The sequence below is a fragment of the Pseudomonas sp. NBRC 111139 genome, assembly GCF_001753955.1.
GTDB lineage: Bacteria > Pseudomonadota > Gammaproteobacteria > Pseudomonadales > Pseudomonadaceae > Aquipseudomonas > Aquipseudomonas alloputida.
Genome location: NZ_BCBP01000015.1, coordinates 26,437 through 43,335 on the forward strand (window position 1 = coordinate 26,437; position 16,899 = coordinate 43,335).

At 62.7% G+C, this 16,899-nt stretch carries 13 protein-coding genes; 3 read left to right on the top strand and 10 right to left on the bottom strand.

Annotation, left to right across the window (positions count from 1 at the left end):
* Nucleotides 1-62: 62 nt before the first annotated feature.
* Nucleotides 63-338, top strand: coding sequence for a polyhydroxyalkanoic acid system family protein (locus BJQ17_RS01115; protein WP_003249289.1), 276 nt, complete (start codon nt 63-65; stop codon nt 336-338).
* An 18-nt stretch (nt 339-356) separates the two neighbouring features.
* Here the strand turns inward: BJQ17_RS01115 and BJQ17_RS01120 are convergent, their stop codons facing one another.
* Nucleotides 357-5,117, bottom strand: coding sequence for a DUF6543 domain-containing protein (locus BJQ17_RS01120; protein ID WP_256559322.1), 4,761 nt, complete (start codon nt 5,115-5,117; stop codon nt 357-359).
* A gap of 179 nt (nt 5,118-5,296) precedes the next feature.
* On the opposite strand from BJQ17_RS01120, the gene BJQ17_RS01125 reads away from it, so the two are divergent.
* The gene (locus tag BJQ17_RS01125; RefSeq protein ID WP_003249293.1) at nt 5,297-5,716 is read left to right on the top strand and encodes a phasin family protein; all 420 of its coding nucleotides are present in this window, start codon (nt 5,297-5,299) and stop codon (nt 5,714-5,716) included.
* A gap of 10 nt (nt 5,717-5,726) precedes the next feature.
* Nucleotides 5,727-6,542, top strand: coding sequence for a phasin family protein (locus BJQ17_RS01130; protein WP_070095387.1), 816 nt, complete (start codon nt 5,727-5,729; stop codon nt 6,540-6,542).
* 111 nt (nt 6,543-6,653) lie between these two features.
* Here the strand turns inward: BJQ17_RS01130 and BJQ17_RS01135 are convergent, their stop codons facing one another.
* From BJQ17_RS01135 to BJQ17_RS01175, 9 genes are all read right to left on the bottom strand, one after another.
* Nucleotides 6,654-7,268 carry a TetR/AcrR family transcriptional regulator gene (locus tag BJQ17_RS01135; protein WP_070095388.1) on the bottom strand — a complete coding sequence of 205 codons (615 nt, stop codon included), beginning with the start codon at nt 7,266-7,268 and terminating at the stop codon, nt 6,654-6,656.
* A 12-nt stretch (nt 7,269-7,280) separates the two neighbouring features.
* Nucleotides 7,281-8,963 (bottom strand): class II poly(R)-hydroxyalkanoic acid synthase, encoded by a 1,683-nt coding sequence (phaC, locus tag BJQ17_RS01140; protein WP_070095389.1) that lies wholly within the window; start codon nt 8,961-8,963, stop codon nt 7,281-7,283.
* 49 nt (nt 8,964-9,012) lie between these two features.
* On the bottom strand, nt 9,013-9,864 hold the full coding sequence (gene phaZ, locus BJQ17_RS01145; RefSeq protein WP_003249302.1) for a poly(3-hydroxyalkanoate) depolymerase: 852 nt from the start codon (nt 9,862-9,864) through the stop codon (nt 9,013-9,015).
* 62 nt (nt 9,865-9,926) lie between these two features.
* Nucleotides 9,927-11,606, bottom strand: coding sequence for a class II poly(R)-hydroxyalkanoic acid synthase (gene phaC / locus BJQ17_RS01150; protein ID WP_004576724.1), 1,680 nt, complete (start codon nt 11,604-11,606; stop codon nt 9,927-9,929).
* Nucleotides 11,607-11,874: 268 nt separating this feature from the next.
* Nucleotides 11,875-12,252, bottom strand: a complete 378-nt coding sequence (locus tag BJQ17_RS01155) for a gamma-butyrobetaine hydroxylase-like domain-containing protein (protein ID WP_003249306.1) — start codon at nt 12,250-12,252, stop codon at nt 11,875-11,877.
* 166 nt (nt 12,253-12,418) lie between these two features.
* Nucleotides 12,419-13,762 carry an ATP-dependent protease ATPase subunit HslU gene (gene hslU / locus BJQ17_RS01160; RefSeq protein WP_003249308.1) on the bottom strand — a complete coding sequence of 448 codons (1,344 nt, stop codon included), beginning with the start codon at nt 13,760-13,762 and terminating at the stop codon, nt 12,419-12,421.
* A 76-nt stretch (nt 13,763-13,838) separates the two neighbouring features.
* Entirely contained in the window at nt 13,839-14,369 is a 531-nt protein-coding gene (gene hslV, locus BJQ17_RS01165) for an ATP-dependent protease subunit HslV (protein WP_003249309.1), read from the bottom strand.
* 245 nt (nt 14,370-14,614) lie between these two features.
* On the bottom strand, nt 14,615-15,886 hold the full coding sequence (locus tag BJQ17_RS01170; protein WP_003249310.1) for a dihydroorotase: 1,272 nt from the start codon (nt 15,884-15,886) through the stop codon (nt 14,615-14,617).
* Nucleotides 15,883-16,887 (bottom strand): aspartate carbamoyltransferase catalytic subunit, encoded by a 1,005-nt coding sequence (locus BJQ17_RS01175; RefSeq protein ID WP_003249311.1) that lies wholly within the window; start codon nt 16,885-16,887, stop codon nt 15,883-15,885. Before BJQ17_RS01175 ends, BJQ17_RS01170 begins: the two co-directional genes overlap by 4 nt.
* Nucleotides 16,888-16,899: the final 12 nt, after the last annotated feature.

The window sequence follows — 16,899 nt, forward strand, 5'->3', positions numbered from 1 at the left end:
GTGTGCCAGTGGGCAGGGGCGGGCATAATGCTCATTATGTCTACATTTTCAGGAACGCCCGCATGACCCAGATCAGCGTCGAACGCAAACACTCCCTCGGCCGTGATGCCGCCCGCGCCAAGGCCGAAGCGCTGGTCGACAAGCTCAGCCGCGAGTACGACCTCAAGGCCACCTGGAACGGTGACCGCGTGGACGTTGCGCGCAGTGGCGCCAATGGCAGTGTGCACATTGGCGACGACAGCATCCGCGTCGAATTGAAGCTGGGCATGATGCTGTCGATGATGAGCGGCACCATCAAAGGCGAGATCGAGCGGGCGCTGGACAAGGCCCTGGCCTGAGCCGGCGCCGCTGTCTGGCTACTGCGGCGCGTCCGCCGGGAAAGGAATGATGCCAATCACCTGCTCCAGGCGCAGATCGCCGCGGTAAATCGCGATGCGCTCGCGTGCGTCTGCGGCCTGCTCGAGCATGGCCTTGCGGCCTCTTACACCTGCATCCCAGAACTTGAGGTGGCCCTTGACGAAGTCGCGGGCGCTCGCGTCCAGGCTGGGATAATGAAAGTGCGCCTCCCACAGTACCCTGCGAGGCGCTTGCACATCGCGCACCTCGTAGACATCGAGGTAATCATGGGCGTGACGTAGCTGGCGGCGAATCACGGTCTGCCTGATCCGTATCCGATCCTGCTCGGCCAGGAAGCGCAGCGCCTTGCCGTCGGGATGGCGGGTGTTCAGATAGGCGTCGGTGAGTAGCCGAAGCCTTTCGTGGTGGACGCGGTCTACCGCTGCACGCAGGAGGTCGATCAGGCCGTTATCCAGTGGGTTGTTCAGCTCGCTCAGCTGCTGTTGCACTTCGCGCATGTCACCGGCCGGCCATTCCAGAAAATCGCTCAGGCTGTTGGGCTCATCGGCATAGTGAGCGGCGAACGCGATTTTCCCATCCACCTCTGCCAGCAGGCGGTTTGCTCGTTGGCGCACCTGGGCCCGGTCACGTTGGGCGGGCCGTGCTTGCTCAGCCACGGCATGCCACACCCCGTCGCGTTGCGCGAAACTGCCTGCCGGCTCATGGTTGAACGCATTACGCTGAATTGCCCGGTTGCCCACCTGGTCGATTTCCACCAGCAGCGGTCGACCTCGGTCAATACGGATGACGCGCCGCCTGATGGTCGCGGGGCGATGACCGGGGGAAGGCGGAGGTGGGCTGATGCCGCTGTCGACGTTGGCCAAGATCGCGCTCAGTTGCTGCTCCGTGACCTGGGTCATCGTTGACACTTCGCGTATGTATTCGTCCAGCACGTCAGTGACCAGTGCAGGCGAGTCCAGTGTCTTCATGTACTGGGCGCGGTCCAGCACGGTACGGTATTTCTGAAGGATATCGTCAAGCAGTTCGGCCTTGACCTGAGGTGACTCTTCGGTAGCTGCCAGCCCGTCGTGGCTCCATACCGTGCGGCTCAACTCGAGGTTGCTGAGCGGCGCACGCATTGCAAGCAGGTGCTCGGCCATGTCCGCAGAAAGCCGCGTCTTGTCGACGACGAGGTAAGCCAGGTCACTGAGCAGTTGTGCCCGAATCACCAGTGTCGAATAGGTCCTGCTCCGATTGGTCTGGGCGAGCTTCGTGGCTTTATTGGCAAAGTCGATCTTGGGGTCATCGAGGGCCTCCGCCAGCGTCCGGTCCAGTCGCTGGCTGGCGGCAAGCAGGCGGCGGCTGGCCTGGCAGGAATCGTGTATCCGTTCGCGATAATCGAGGTACTGCTGAATATCTTCGGCAGTTTCGGGAAAGCGGCGCAGCATTGCGGCCTGTGCGCTCAATGCCTGGTGGTCGACCTGCTCTAGCAAGCGGCGGCACAGCAGCATGTCGTTTTCGATGGCAGCACCGTACCAATTACCATATTGACGTCGGCTCTGGGGGCGATTGTCGCATTTGCTGAACCGTGGTTCGGCCATTTCCTTGAACACTTCGATGTTCCCATGCAACAGCGTGCTCTGTCGCTCCAGGTAGAGCGCGGACGCCCTGATTTCAGGCAATTGGCGTAAGCGTTGGGCTTTCAGTGCCTGCTTTTGAAGCTGCAATGCTGGCGGCAGTGACGTGCGCTCCTGGTCAGGCAATACATCGATAGCCCGGCTGTACTGCAGCGCGAGTTCGTCATAAGCCTCCAGTTGCACTCTGCTGCGCTCCATGAGTAGCCCCACCTGATTCAGCGCGTGTTGATTCGCCGTGGCGGTTGCGCTCAACGTATCGAACCGCTGGCGGTTTTCGGCGTTGATGGATTGCCTGTTCCTTGGCATGCCGCCATAGAGGTTCAGGTTCAAAGACCATTGGCCATGCCAGCGCGTAAGCCATGGTCCTTTTTGCCGTTCACGACCAACGATGTGGTAACCGTCCGGGGCGCCATTCCATTGGGACACCCACTCGCTGCTGCTCGGCTCGGGGCCGATGATCTGCATGCCGTTCCACGTCTCGATGACCTCATAGGTGCCATCGCCCAGCTTGGCGTAGTAACGACCGGCAATATTGTACAACCCACGCAAACGGCCCCTTGTCAGTGGCGTGTGCCCTTCGAGTGGCTGCGAGGCTTGCAGTTGGGCCAGTGACTGGCGCTCCTGTACCGACAGGTTGCTCAGGCGCTGCCCGTCATGCCAGCCATCTACACGCACGAGCGTGGGCCGTGGCGCCTCGACGGGGGGCTGCCAGGGTTTCTCCTGTGGCTGCTCGAGCGCTGGGGGCGGGGTCTCTTCCTTCGGCGCAGGGCCTGAAAAACGTAGCCTGGCGGGCTCTTCGCTGTTGGCAGGTGGCGTTGCGGGGCGGTGGGCAAGGAGCAAGGCCAGGTTGGTGACCAGGTCTATGGCTGCGACGATCTTGTCGTCACCGCTGCGCTTGATCAGCGCCTCGACGTCTTCCTTGGCTGCCGACAGCGCCACCACCAGCCACACCAGGGTGGTCATCGGGCCATGCCAAAGTTGGGTGACGGTATTGAAGATCGCCCACGCAGCCTCCTTCACCAAAGCCCGCACTTCCTGGGCATTGGAGACGCTGTTGCTGGCTGAGGCCAATAACATGGTCTCGATACGCGCGTTGAACAGGTGGGTGTCCAGATCATCCGTCCAGGCCTGGAACGAGGCCTGGACCGGGCGTCTGAGGCGTTGCAAAAGGCGGTCCAGCAGCTCGACCGGCACATTGAGCAGGTGCGTCAGCGCTTTAATGTTCGGGTGCAAGTGCGGGTGCTTGAACCCGTCGTTCTGGTAAATCGGGCGCGCGTCATCGTCGAGCCAGGCCAATACGCTCTCTTGCAGTTCGCCCCTGCTGCGGATTGCGTCCATCAGCAACTCGAGGGTCGGAAATTCCTGCAACGCCCTGTCGGCATAGAAGGGGCGGTACAAGACCCAGGTGCCGCTTGCCGGTATTTCGATAATGAACATCCCGTGCGCCACATCGCTTGCTGAAGCGCCAGGCGCGCAAAGGAACGCCAGGGGGGCGATGCGCAGAAGGTCCGCGCCATTGTCCATGCCCTGGCAGAAGCTGAGCATTGCCTGGCTCGCCGTTTCACCAAGTTGTCGCTCGATCTTGGCCTTCAGGGTGCTGAACCGAAGGGCGTCGCGCCATTCCCTGGCATGCTGCCGGATTCGCTCGGCCCTGCGCGGTTGGGTGTTGACTTGGTCCTTCAGGTAGGAGGGGTAGTGACCGCCGATGTCGACCTGATGAATCAGGCCCCTGATCTGGTCGATGCTTAGCCAGTCGGTCACAGGCGAGCCGTCCTCGAAATTCATCCCGCTCATCACCTCACCAGCCTCCAGCCGCAGGCGTGAGATCGCCAGGTCGGTCAGGGGCTCCGTGCGCAAGAACAGTGACTGCCCTTGTGTGCCGGCGCCGATGATGGCCTGGGAAATGCGGATGTGCACCTTGTTCGGGTCGTGCACCGCCTTGTCTGGGTAGCTGGTCTGCAGGGTCTCACGCAAGCGGCGAGCGGCGTAATCACGGATATCCTCGACATCGCCCAGCGATGTGCAGCCCTTCGACCGACCTTGGCTCGCCGCCAGATCGAGCAGTGCAGTGTGATAGGCGTAGCGGTCCTCAGCGCTGGCATTGAGCAGCCATCGCGGCGGACTGACGGCGGGTGCAGTTCGTTCCTGCGAAGGCAGGTCGAAGAAGTAAGCTGACGGGTCGCTCACCTGGCGCAGTTGTCGCTCCATTTCGTCGACGGTTGTCAGGCCGCCAATACGCAGGCGGCCGATGTCGTCCAGGATATCGTTCAGCAGTTGCCTGACCTGGAAGGCGAAAGGGCGTCCGATTACTGGCGTGTGTGCCCAGGACAACGTTTCGAAGCGATAGCGTTGCGCTAGCTGCCGTTGCAGCGCCGTGGCAAAGCTGGGCAGGTCGACATGGCGGCGCACCGAACCGCAGGGCTTGCATTGCAGAACCAGGCTGCGGGTGCCGCTTGTGGTGATGAGCAACAGATCCGGTAGGGTAACGGTGTGTGCCCCGCCATCCGTTCCGAGCGTGACTTGTATCGCCTCGACAGTCAGGCTGTCGTGTACCCCGTCGAGCAGGGCGTACATTGCAGCTTTTGCATCATCTTCAAGGCCTTGACGAGGGAGGTTCTCGAGCAAGGCAGCCTTGATGGTGTGCTCCAGCCAGAGCATGCGCGAGACTTGGCTGTCTTCGTCGAGCCCGTTCCAGAAGCCGATCTGGGCTTGCTGGAAGGCGGGTATCAACGCGCCAAGCACTGTATCGAAGTCATCGTTGAGCTTTGTCAGGTCCGGCATGATTTCGGGCTGGCGAAGGTTGTCCTGGCCTTGCTCCTGAATTTGAAACACATGGGGAGGGCTGATGCTCAGCCTGTCTGCGGCGCCCAGTTGCACACGTTCCTTGGCCAGAAAATGCCTCAGAAGCTCGTCCACCAGCCCGCTCTGACGTGAGAGGTCATCGGTGCTGGCCGGTGCATGCAGGATGACGAAAGGATCGAGCGATGTGATGTGAGGGTGGTTACGGTGCACCCATGGATACCGGTCGCTGAAAATCTGGAATGCTTCTTTTGATAAAACGTCCCGCAGGCTGGGTCGTTTGGAGAAACAGGCTGCCACGCGTTGCTTGAACGTCAGCCTGGGTGGGATTGCTGCAGCAGTCATAGCGTCGATGTCCGTGAGGTGAAGCCTGCGACGCTAGCGCTATGGTCAAAGGGGCTTGCGGTATATAGATGTGACAACGAAGACCTTAGGGTGAGGTTTCTAATTTTCTTCCCTACCTTATGCTCAAGCCCAGCCTCCATGGGCGGTTTTCCACCACTCATGAGCATGAGGTACACAGCATGGCCAAAGTGATTGTGAAGAAAAAAGACGAAGCCCTGGGCACGCTTGGCGAGGTGCGCGGCTATGCGCGCAAGATCTGGCTGGCCGGTATCGGCGCCTACGCCCGCGTCGGTCAGGAAGGCTCTGACTACTTCAAAGAGCTGGTCAGGGCGGGTGAAGGTGTCGAGACGCGCGGCAAGAAGCGCATCGACAAAGAGCTCGATGCCGCCAACCACCAGCTTGACGAAGTCGGTGAAGAAGTGAACCGCGTACGCGGCAAGGTAGAAATTCAACTCGACAAGATCGAAAAAGCTTTCGACGCACGGGTCGGTCGCGCCTTGAATCGCCTGGGTATTCCGTCTAAACATGACGTTGAGGCGTTGTCGATCAAGCTTGAACAGTTGCATGAGCTGCTTGAGCGCGTCGCGCACAAACCATAAGGAGAGCAGGATGGCTGGCAAGAAGAACACCGAAAAAGAAAGCAGCTCCTGGGTCGGCGGGATCGAGAAATACTCCCGCAAGATCTGGCTGGCGGGGCTGGGTATCTATTCGAAGATCGACCAGGACGGCCCGAAGCTGTTCGACTCGCTGGTGAAGGATGGCGAGAAGGCCGAGAAGCAGGCGAAAAAGACGGCTGAAGATGTTGCCGAGACTGCCAAGTCCTCGACCACTTCGCGGGTGTCGGGCGTGAAGGACCGTGCGCTGGGCAAGTGGAGCGAACTTGAAGAAGCCTTCGACAAGCGCCTTAACAGTGCCATCTCGCGCCTTGGTGTACCGAGCCGCAACGAGATCAAGGCACTGCACCAGCAGGTGGACAGCCTGACCAAGCAGATCGAGAAGCTGACCGGTGCTTCGGTTACGCCGATTTCGTCGCGCACTGCAGCAACCAAGCCGGCTGCGAGCAAGGCTGCGGCCAAGCCACTGGCCAAGGCAGCGGCAGCCAAACCTGCGGCGAAAACGGCGGCGGCCAAACCTGCTGCTAAAACCGCAGAGGCAAAACCCGCAGCCAAAACCGCAGAGGCAAAACCCGCAGCCAAAACCGCAGCGGAAAAACCTGCAGCCAAGCCTGCAGCAGCCAAGTCTGCGGCGAAGCCGGCAGCGGCCAAGAAACCTGCGGTGAAGAAGGCGCCGGCCAAACCGGCAGCCGCCAAGCCGGCGGCCCCAGCGGCCAGCGCTGCGCCTGCTGCGACCACTGCACCGGCACCTGCCGCTACCCCGGCCAGCAGCACGCCATCGGCACCTACCGGCACCGGTACCCTGATCTGATACCGCGTCGCCTTCTTCGCGGGTAAACCCACTCCCACAAGATGCGCCAAACCTTGTAGGAGCGGGTTTACCCGCGAATGCGTCGGCTGCAACACAACATCTCCAGCAGGCCTACCCCTCCAGGTACTTCACTGCCAGCTGCTCCGCCGCCGCCCGGGCCTGGGCCTGCAAATGCGGCGCCACCAGCATCATCACCTGGTACACCACGATCCCCACATCCCCCTCGCGCCCCAGCACACGCTGGTAATCCAGCGAGAACATCAGCGTCAGTGTGATCTGCTCAACCAGTTGCCCCAGCGCCTGGGTATCACTCTCTACCAGCCCCTGGCTCTTCAGGCTGGCCAACAGCGCCGCCAGCGTGCGTTTGATTGCAGTGATCAGGCTGCGCATGCCTCGGGCGAGCTTGGGCAGGCGCCCGGTCAGGTTGGACAGGTCCTGGAACAGGAAGCGGTACTGAGCCATGCGCTCGACGATCAAGTGCAGAAACAGCCAGTAGTCCTCTGCGTCCAGGCGCACCTCCAGCGGCGGGTCCAGCAACGGCATCAACGCTTCTTCAAAACGCTCGAACAAGCTCAGTACCAAGGGCTCCTTGCCATGGAAGTGGTAGTACAGGTTGCCTGGGCTGATGCCGAGTTCGTTGGCAATTTCCAGGGTGGATACGTTGGGTTCGCCCTGCTGGTTGAACAACTGCAGGGCGCATTCAAGGATACGGTCGCGGGTTTTCATCCAGTCAGCAGCTCATCGGGTCAGCACGTAGGTGCCTGGCGCGGGGCCTAGCGGTGGGTAAGTGGCGTTGCCCAGTTCAGTGCGCGGCGCCTTGAGCAGGCCGGAGCGTGCGGTGATCCACTCCAGCCACAACGGCCACCAGCTGCCTTCACTGCGCTTGGCGTCGTGGAACCAGGCGCGTGGGTCGCTGCTCAGCTTGGGGTTGGCCAGGTAGTAGGCCTTGGGGTTGCCTGGCGGGTTGATGATGCTCTGGATATGCCCGCTGTTGGCCAGCACGAAGCGCCGCTCGCCACCCAGCAGCAAGGCCGAGCGGTACACCGCGTCCCATGGCGTGATGTGGTCGTTGCTGCCGGCCACGGTAAAGCTGTCGATATTGACCTGCTGCAGGTCAATCGGTGTACCGCACACCTCCAGCCCGGACGCGTAGGTCAACGGGTTGAGCTTGAAAAACTCCAGCAGGTCGCCATGCAGCGCGGCGGGCAGGCGCGTGCTGTCGGCATTCCAGTACAGGATGTCGAACGCCGGCGGCGTCTTGCCGAGCAGGTAGTTGTTGACCCAGTAGTTCCAGATCAGGTCGTTGGGCCGCATCCAGGCGAAGATCCGCGCCACTTCGCCACCGTCCAGCACGCCGCGCTGATAAGAGCGGCGCTTGGCCGCTTCGATGGTCTGCTCATCGGCGAACAGGCTGGCCGGGCTTTCGAACTTGCTGTCCAGCAAGCTGACCAGGTAGGTGGCACTGCGTACCCGGCGCAATTGCTGCTTGGCTTGCAGGTGGCCTTGCAGTGCAGCCATGGTCAGGCCGCCGGCACAGGCGCCTATCAGGTTGGGGTCGCGGTTGCCGCTGATACTGCGGCAGGCATTAAGCGCTTCCTCCAGGGCTTGCACGTAGCTGGAAAGGCCCCATTCACGGTGGCGTGGGTCGGGGTTGCGCCAGCTGACCATGAACACCTGCAAGCCGCTTTTGAGCATGTACTGGACAAAGCTGTTGGTAGCGCTGAGGTCGAAGATGTAGAACTTGTTGATCTGAGGCGGCACGACCAGCAGTGGGCGTGCGTGCTGCTTTTCGCTCATCGGCGAGTACTGGATCAGCTCCAGCAGCTCGTTGCGAAATACCACTGCGCCAGGGGTCGCAGCCAGGTTGGCGCCTACTTCGAAGGCGCGCTCGTCCACCTGACGCGGCAGCCCATCGTTGTGACGCAGGTCGTCGAGCAGGTGGGCCACGCCGCGCACCAGGCTCTGGCCGCCGGTGTTGAACAGCTCCTTGACCGCCAGCGGATTGAGCAGCGAGTTGCTGGGTGCCAGCGCATCGTTGATCAGGTTGAACAGGAAGTGGGCGCGGGCTCGATCATCGTCGTTCAAGTGGCTTTCATCGATCCACTGGCGTGTCTGCTTCTGCCAGGCCAGGTAGGCCTGCAGGCCGCGGCGGTAGAACGGGTTCTGGCTCCAGGTCGGGTCACTGAAGCGTGCGTCACGCGGGTTCGGCTGGTAGGGCGTGTCCCCCAGCATCACCCGCCCCAACTGCCCGCCAAGCGCCAGCAGATGATGCGCGGTATGCAGCGGGTGGCGCAGACCGTGGCGGCCGACGTTGCGCAGCGTGGAAAGCAGGTCGCGGCCGCGCAGGCCGAGGATGGCGTTCTGCACGTTCATGCGGGTGGCGGGGAGCGTTGTCGATCCTTTGGCCGGTTTGTCTTTCATGGCAACACTCCCTCGTCTGATCCATTTCCCCTGTCAGGCCGCAGCTGTTTCACCCCCCCGAGGCCGGACGGGGATGCATGACCGCACGCTGACGTTCTTCCTGCAGGAACTTCATGATGATCGGGGCGACGGCTTCGGCACGGGTGATCAGGAACAGATGGCCGTCGTCGATAATGTGTAGCTGGGCATTGGGAATCCGCCAGGCCAGCAGGCGCATGTTGATCAGCGGGATCAGCGGGTCGTCGTCACCGGCCAGTACCAGGGTGGGCTGCTGGATCTTGTGCAGCCAGTGGATGCTGGTCCAGCCCAGCCCGGCGAACAGCTGCCAGTAGTAGCCCAGCTTGCCGCCGGAGCGCACTTTGGCAGCATGGTGCATGGCCAGGTCGGGGTCACGTCGGAAGCCGCCGCCATAGATCATCGGTGCAATGCGGATGACATGCGACGGCTGCACGTAACGCCGGGGGCTGGCCATCATCCACAGCACCTTGGGCTTGCCTGGCACCATTACCGCACCGGCAGCGGTGGCGGCCAGCACCAGTTTCTTGCAGCGCTCGGGGTAATCGTGAGCAAACTGCTGGGCCAGGGCGCCGCCCCAGGACACGCCGATGACGTTGACCTGGCCGTAGTCGAGGTAGTCGAGCATGCGTGCGGTCAGCTTGGCCAGCCCAGGGAAGCGATACGGGTGGCGTGGTGTGGACGAGCCGCCGACTCCAGGCACATCGAAGGCGATGACTTCCAGGTCCGGGTCAAGTGCATCGATGAACGGGAACACCAGCTCGAGGTTGGCGCCGATGCCGTTGAAGATCAGCAACGGCGTCAGGTGCGGTTTGCCAGGGCGAACAGCGGTGCGGATGGACTGGTGGTCCAGCTCGACGGTCCTGAAAATATAGGGTTGCGGCATGCACGTGACTCTTGGGTGAAGTAAACACCGTGGCGCCCCGCAGGCCGCCACGGCGCTGTAACTCAACGCTCGTGAACGTAGGTGCCTGGGGAGGCTTCGCCGGCCGCGTAGGCACGGTTGCCCAGGCGGGTCGGTGCCTTTTTCAGCGCGCCGGCACGCTCGCCCAGCCAACTTTGCCAGTGCAACCACCAGGAGTCTGCATGCTTGGTGGCGTTTTCCTGCCAGGCCACCGGGTCCCCCGGGCGGTCGGCACCGGTCATGAAACGTGCCTTCGGGTTGCCCGGCGGGTTGAGGATGCTCTGGATATGCCCGCTGTTGGACAGTACGAATTCGATCTTGCCACCGAACAGATGTGCCGAGCGGTAGCATGACGGCCATGGGGTGATGTGGTCGTTGGTGCCGGCGAGGCTGTAGATGTCGCATTTGACCTGTTTCAGGTCGATCGCGGTGCCGCACACTTCCAGGGCATCGGGGCGGGTCAGCGGGTTGCTCTTGAACATTTCGATCAGGTCGCCGTGGAAGGCGGCCGGCAGGCGCGTGGTGTCGTTGTTCCAGAACAGGATGTCGAACACGGGGGGCTCATTGCCCAGCAGGTAGTTGTTGACCCAGTAATTCCAGATCAGGTCGTTGGGGCGCATCCAGGCGAACACCTTGGCCATTTCGCTGCCTTCCAGCACGCCCGCCTGATAAGAGTGGCGCTTGGCGGCCTCCAAGGTCTGCTCGTCGACAAACAATGCAACCTGGTTGTCCATGGTGGTGTCCAGCACGCTGACCAGCAGGGTCAGGGCGTTGACCTTGTTCTCGCCAATGGCGGCATAGTGGCCGACCAGAGCGGTACAGGTGATGCCGCCGGAGCAGGCGCCGAGCATGTTCAAGTCCTTGCTGCCGGTAATCGCCAGCACCGCGTCGACGGCTTCTTTCAGCGCATCGATGTAGGTGGACAGGCCCCACTCGCGCTGGGCCTTGGTCGGGTTGCGCCAGCTGATGATGAAGGTCTGCTGCTGCGAGCGCAGGCAGAAGCGCGCCAGGCTCTTTTCCGGGCTGAGGTCGAACACGTAGAACTTGTTGATCTGCGGCGGCACCACCAGCAGCGGGCGGGCATGCACCTGTTCGGTGATGGGGCTGTACTGGATCAGTTCCAGCACATCGTTGCGGTACACCACCGCGCCTTCGCTGGTGCCCAGGTTCTTGCCCACTTCGAAGGCATCCATGTTCACCTGGCTGGGCATGCCGCCGTTATTGACCATGTCCTTGGCCAGGTTGGACAGGCCATCGAGCAGGCTCTTGCCGCCGGTTTCGAAGAAGCGTTTGACCGCAGCCGGGTTGGACAGGGTATTGGTCGGCGCCATGGCCTCGGTCATCAGGTTGATGACGAACTGGCCGCGGCTGATGTCCTGGGGGGACAGGTCGCTGCTGCTCACCCAGTCCTGCAGCTCCTTGCGCCAGGCCAGGTAGGTTTGCAGGTAGCGGCGGTACAGCGGGTTGTTGCTCCAGGCCGGGTCATTGAAGCGACGGTCGTCGCTGTCCGGGGCCAGGCTGGATTTGCCCAGCAACACGTTCTTCAGCTCCAGGCCAAAGTGAGCCACATGCTTGGCGCTGTGCAGCGGTTGGCGCACGGCCTGGCGCAGCACGGTACGTGCCGAGCTCAACAGGTCCTTGCGGCGGATGCCGATGACCGGGTTCAGCCCCAGGGTGTTTTCCGAGGCCTGCCGCTGCAGCTCATCGTTGTTCTTGTTACTCATCTACGACGCTCCGTTGTCCTGAGACGAGTACCGGTTGCTGTGGTGGGTGCACAGCCCTGAGCCCGGTACTGCTACTCGGGTGACCAGTGATAAGGAACAGCGGTGCTGCGTGGGTGCTGACGACCTGCAAAGTGATGCAGGGAACTTGCCACACCCATTGGTTACCCGACTTTCGTGTAATGCGCAAGACAGCCCTTCACTGGGCTGTCTGCAAGTCATTCAAACAGATGAATTTAGAAAATGCGCTCTAAACCCCTCAGGCCTTGCGCTAGAGCATGAGCTTGACCACAGATTCGGCTGGGTCGCGAGATTTGCCGGCCTTGTGCAACTCGTCGAGGTATTCCGCCCACAGTTGTTCCTGGCGCAGGCACAGTTGCTCAAGGTATTCCCAGGTGAACAAGCCGCTGTCATGGCCGTCGTCGAAGGTCAGTTTCAGTGCATATTGGCCGGCAGGTTCCAGGCCACTGAGGCCGACGTTGATCTTGCCGAACTGCAGGATGGGGTTGCCGTGGCCCTGGACCTCGGCGGAGGGAGAGTGCACGCGCAGGAACTCGGCGGGCAGGTGGTAGACCTCGCCGGGCGCGTAGGTGAGGCTGAGGGTTTTGGAGGCTTTGTGCAGGTTGATGGCGGTAGGCAGGCGGGCCATGGGCAGAATCTCTCGGGAGCTGATGAAGCACAGCTTCCAGCTTATGGGGGAGGGATTCAAGGGCCTCTTCGCGGGCAAGCCCGCCCCTGCACGGATCACCACAGGCCCAAGGGATGGGGTGACATGTGCAGGAGCGGGCTTGCCCGCGAAACTGTCGAAACCGGTCTTACAGGATGTAACGCGACAGGTCTTCGTTCTGTGCCAGCTCACCCAGGTGGCTGTTCACATACGCCGCGTCGATCTGGATCGGCGCTTCGTCATGGGTGCTGGCCAGGTCGCCCGCACTGAACGACACTTCTTCGAGCAAACGCTCGAGCAGGGTGTGCAGGCGGCGGGCACCGATGTTTTCGGTCTTCTCGTTGACCTGGTAGGCAATCTCGGCCAGGCGCTTGATGCCGTCGGCGAGGAACTCGATGTTCAGGCCTTCGGTCTTCAGCAATGCCTGGTACTGCTCGGTCAGCGACGCGTGCGGCTCCTGCAGGATACGCTCGAAGTCTTCCGGGGTCAGCGCCTTCAGCTCGACACGAATCGGCAGGCGGCCTTGCAGCTCGGGCACCAGGTCGCTCGGCTTGCTCAGGTGGAATGCACCCGAGGCAATGAACAGAATGTGATCGGTCTTGACCATGCCCAGCTTGGTGTTGACGGTGCAGCCTTCGATCAGCGGCAGCAGGTCGCGCTGCACGCCTTCACGGGACACATCGGCGCCGCCAACGTTGCCGCGCTTGGCAACCTTGTCGATTTCGTCGATGAACACGATGCCGTGCTGTTCGACCGCTTCCAGGGCCTTGGCCTTGAGTTCTTCCTCGTTGACCAGGCGGCTCGCTTCTTCATCGCGAACCATCTTCAGCGCTTCTTTCACCTTCAGCTTGCGCGCTTTGCGCTTGCCCTTGCCCATGTTGGCAAACAGGCTCTGCAGCTGGTTGGTCATTTCTTCCATGCCGGGCGGCGCAGCAATTTCGACACCGACGGCATCGGCCACTTCAATCTCGATTTCCTTGTCGTCCAGCTGGCCTTCGCGCAGGCGCTTGCGGAACAGCTGGCGGGTGTTGGAGTCGCTGCTGGTCTGCGCGGCTTCTTCGCTGAAGCTGGTGACGCGTGCCTGGGGCAGCAGGGCGTCGAGGATGCGGTCTTCGGCGGCGTCTTCAGCGCGGTGGCGCACGCGGATGATTTCCTGCTCGCGCAGCATCTTCAACGCGGCATCGGCCAGGTCACGGATGATCGACTCGACGTCGCGGCCCACGTAGCCCACTTCGGTGAACTTGGTGGCTTCGACCTTGAGGAACGGCGCGTTGGCCAGTTTGGCCAGCCGGCGGGCGATTTCGGTCTTGCCGACTCCGGTAGGGCCGATCATCAGGATGTTCTTGGGGGTGACTTCGGCACGCAGCTCGGCTGGGAGCTGCATGCGCCGCCAGCGGTTGCGCAGGGCAATGGCCACGGCGCGCTTGGCGTCGTCCTGGCCGATGATGTGGCGGTTGAGTTCGTGGACGATCTCGCGGGGGGTCATGGACATGATCAATACGGTCCTTGGGCAGGTGAGTCAGCGTGGAAAAGCCCCTTCACCGGGAAGGGGCGCCAGAACAGCTGAATCAGTCGGCCAGGTCCTGCTCCTCGATGGTCAGGTTGTGGTTGGTGAACACGCAGATGTCGCCGGCGATGTTCAGGGCGGTCTCGGCGATTTCGCGGGCCGAGAGGTCGGTCTTGTTCAGCAGGGCACGGGCTGCGGCCTGGGCATAGGCGCCGCCGGAACCCATGGCGATCAGGCCATCTTCGGGTTCGACCACGTCACCGTTGCCGGTGATGATCAGGGATGCATCCTTGTTGGCCACGGCCAGCATGGCTTCCAAGCGGCTCAGGGAGCGGTCGGTACGCCATTCCTTGGCCAGCTCGACGGCGGCGCGTACCAGGTGACCCTGGTGTTTTTCCAGCTGACCTTCAAAGCGCTCGAACAGGGTGAAGGCGTCGGCAGTGGCGCCGGCGAAGCCCGCGATGACCTGGCCGTGGTACAGGCGGCGCACCTTCTTGGCGTTGCCTTTCATCACGGTGTTGCCAAGGGATACCTGGCCGTCGCCGCCCATGACGACTTTGCCGTTACGGCGGACAGAAACGATTGTGGTCAAGGGGAGAGTCTCCACGCAGCGGGGCGAAAGTGCCTGATGCAGACTCATATGGGGGTGGGGGGAAGGATTTCAACCGGGGGGGATGAATGGTAGGTGCAGGCTCAAGGTTGTACGCGGTCAATGTGGGAGCGGCCTTGTGTCGCGAAAGGGCCGCGCAGCGGCCCCAGGATCTCGGCATCATGCATAGATTGCTGGGGCCGCTTTGCGGCCCTATCGCGACACAAGGCCGCTCCCACAGGCGTTACTCAGGCCTCGTGGCAGATGTGCCCATCGACCAAGGTATAACGCACCGCACCTGGCAGGCAGTGGCCGATGAACGGGCAGTTCTCGCCACGGGAGAACCATTGTTCGCCAGCAACGGTGGACGCTTGCGGGTCGAACAGCACCAGGTCGGCCGCGCCACCCACTTTCAGCTCCCCAGCCGGCAGGCGCAGGGCGGCAGCCGGGCCGCTGCTCAGGCGGGCCAGCAAGGTCGGCAGGTCGAGCAGGCCGTCTTGCACCAGGGTCATGGCCAGTGGCAGCAGCAACTCGACGCTGCTGATACCCGGCTCGGTGGCGCCGAACGGGGCCAGCTTGGCGTCGCGCTCGTGCGGCTGGTGGTGGCTGGAGATGGCCTGGATCACCCCCGACTTCACCGCCTCGCGCAATCCGTCACGGTCGGCAGCGGTGCGCAGCGGCGGCTGCACGTGGTACAGGCTGGAGAACTCGCGCAGCGACTCGTCCGTGAGGATCAGCTGGTACAGCGCTACATCGGCGGTCACAGGTAGGCCCAAGGCCTGGGCCTGGGCGATCAGCCGCGCGCCACGGGCGCTGGTGATCTGGCTGAAGTGCGCACGCACGCCGCTCTGTTCCACCAGCAGCAGGTTGCGCGCCAGGGCCACGGTTTCGGCGCTCTCCGGGATGCCCGGCAGGCCGAGGAAGCTGGCCATGGCACCTTCGTGGGCCAGGCCGCCCTGGGCCAGGTCGCGGTCCTGGGAGTGGAACACCACCGTCAGGTCGAAGGTGGCGGCATACTCCAGGGCACGGGCCAGGGTACGGTTGTTGGGGATTTCCTTCAGGCCGTTGCCAAACGCTACGCAACCGGTGTCACGCAGGGCCACCAGTTCGGCCAGTTGCTCGCCCTCCAGGCCCTTGGTCAGGGCGCCGACCGGGTAGACCTTGCTGTTGGCGGCTTCACGGGCGCGGTCAAGAATAAGTTCGGCTACCGCCGAGGTGTCCAGCACCGGCTTGGTCTGTGGCGGGCAGCACAGGCTGGTGACACCGCCGGCAACGGCAGCGCGGGTTTCACTGGCGATGTTGCCTTTGCGGCTGTAACCCGGCTCGCGCAGGGACACGCCCAGGTCGACCAGGCCGGGCGCAGCGACCAGGCCATCAGCCTGGATCGTGCGGCTGGCGTTGAAGCCGGCCGGTGCGGCGCCGATGGCGACAATGCGGCCGCCGTCCAGGTGCAGGTCGGTGACCTGGTCCAGGCCGCTGTTGGGGTCGATCACCCGGGCGCCAAGAATACTGATGGTCACTGGGCGTTCTCCTGGTCCAATTGACGTTGCGCGTTCTGCCCGCTCATGGCCATGGACAGCACGGCCATGCGCACGGCGATACCGTAGGTGACCTGGTTGAGGATCACCGAGTGCTTGCCATCGGCAACCGCCGACTCGATTTCTACGCCACGGTTGATCGGGCCCGGGTGCATGACGATGGCGTCAGGCTTGGCCCCGGCCAGGCGCGCGGTCGTCAGGCCGAACAGGCGGTAGAACTCGCCTTCACTGGGCAGCAGGCCACCGGCCATGCGCTCACGCTGCAGGCGCAGCATGATCACCACGTCGACGTCTTTCAGGCCTTCGGCGAGGTCGGTGTAGACCTTTACGCCGTACTGCTCGATACCGATCGGGATCAGGGTTTTCGGCCCGATCACGCGGATGTCCGGGCAACCCAGCGCTTTGAGCGCGAGCATGTCGGAACGGGCCACACGCGAGTGCAGGATGTCGCCGACGATCGCCACGGACAGGTTTTCGAAGCTGCCTTTGTGACGGCGGATGGTGAGCATGTCGAGCATGCCCTGGGTCGGGTGCGCGTGGCGGCCGTCACCGCCGTTGATCACGGCCACTTCCGGGCACACGTGCTCGGCGATGAAGTGCGCGGCGCCGGAGTCGGAGTGGCGTACGACGAACATGTCGGCGGCCATGGCTTCGAGGTTGCGCAGGGTGTCGAACAGGGTTTCGCCCTTGCTGGTCGAGGAGGTCGACACGTTCAGGCTGATCACGTCGGCCGACAGGCGCTGGGCTGCCAGTTCGAAGGTGGTACGGGTACGGGTCGAGTTCTCGAAGAACACGTTGCACACAGTCTTGCCGCGCAGCAACGGGACTTTTTTCACAGCCCGGGCACCGACTTCCAGGAAGGAGTCGGCGGTGTCGAGGATCTCGGTGAGCAGTTCGCGAGGCAAACCGTCAAGCGAGAGGAAGTGGCGCAGCTGGCCCTGATCATTGAGCTGCAGCGGGCGCTTGGCGTCGATTGGCGTCATCGCGGGGGACTC

Coding starts and splice junctions, on each gene's coding strand:
- BJQ17_RS01135 (WP_070095388.1), bottom strand. CDS start 7,268: ATGAAAACCCGCGACCGTATCCTTGAATGCGCCCTGCAGTTGTTCAAC.
- phaC (WP_070095389.1), bottom strand. CDS start 8,963: ATGAAAGACAAACCGGCCAAAGGATCGACAACGCTCCCCGCCACCCGC.
- BJQ17_RS01155 (WP_003249306.1), bottom strand. CDS start 12,252: ATGGCCCGCCTGCCTACCGCCATCAACCTGCACAAAGCCTCCAAAACC.
- BJQ17_RS01130 (WP_070095387.1), top strand. CDS start 5,727: ATGGCTGGCAAGAAGAACACCGAAAAAGAAAGCAGCTCCTGGGTCGGC.
- phaC (WP_004576724.1), bottom strand. CDS start 11,606: ATGAGTAACAAGAACAACGATGAGCTGCAGCGGCAGGCCTCGGAAAAC.
- BJQ17_RS01125 (WP_003249293.1), top strand. CDS start 5,297: ATGGCCAAAGTGATTGTGAAGAAAAAAGACGAAGCCCTGGGCACGCTT.
- phaZ (WP_003249302.1), bottom strand. CDS start 9,864: ATGCCGCAACCCTATATTTTCAGGACCGTCGAGCTGGACCACCAGTCC.
- BJQ17_RS01175 (WP_003249311.1), bottom strand. CDS start 16,887: ATGACGCCAATCGACGCCAAGCGCCCGCTGCAGCTCAATGATCAGGGC.
- hslU (WP_003249308.1), bottom strand. CDS start 13,762: ATGTCCATGACCCCCCGCGAGATCGTCCACGAACTCAACCGCCACATC.
- BJQ17_RS01115 (WP_003249289.1), top strand. CDS start 63: ATGACCCAGATCAGCGTCGAACGCAAACACTCCCTCGGCCGTGATGCC.
- BJQ17_RS01120 (WP_256559322.1), bottom strand. CDS start 5,117: ATGACTGCTGCAGCAATCCCACCCAGGCTGACGTTCAAGCAACGCGTG.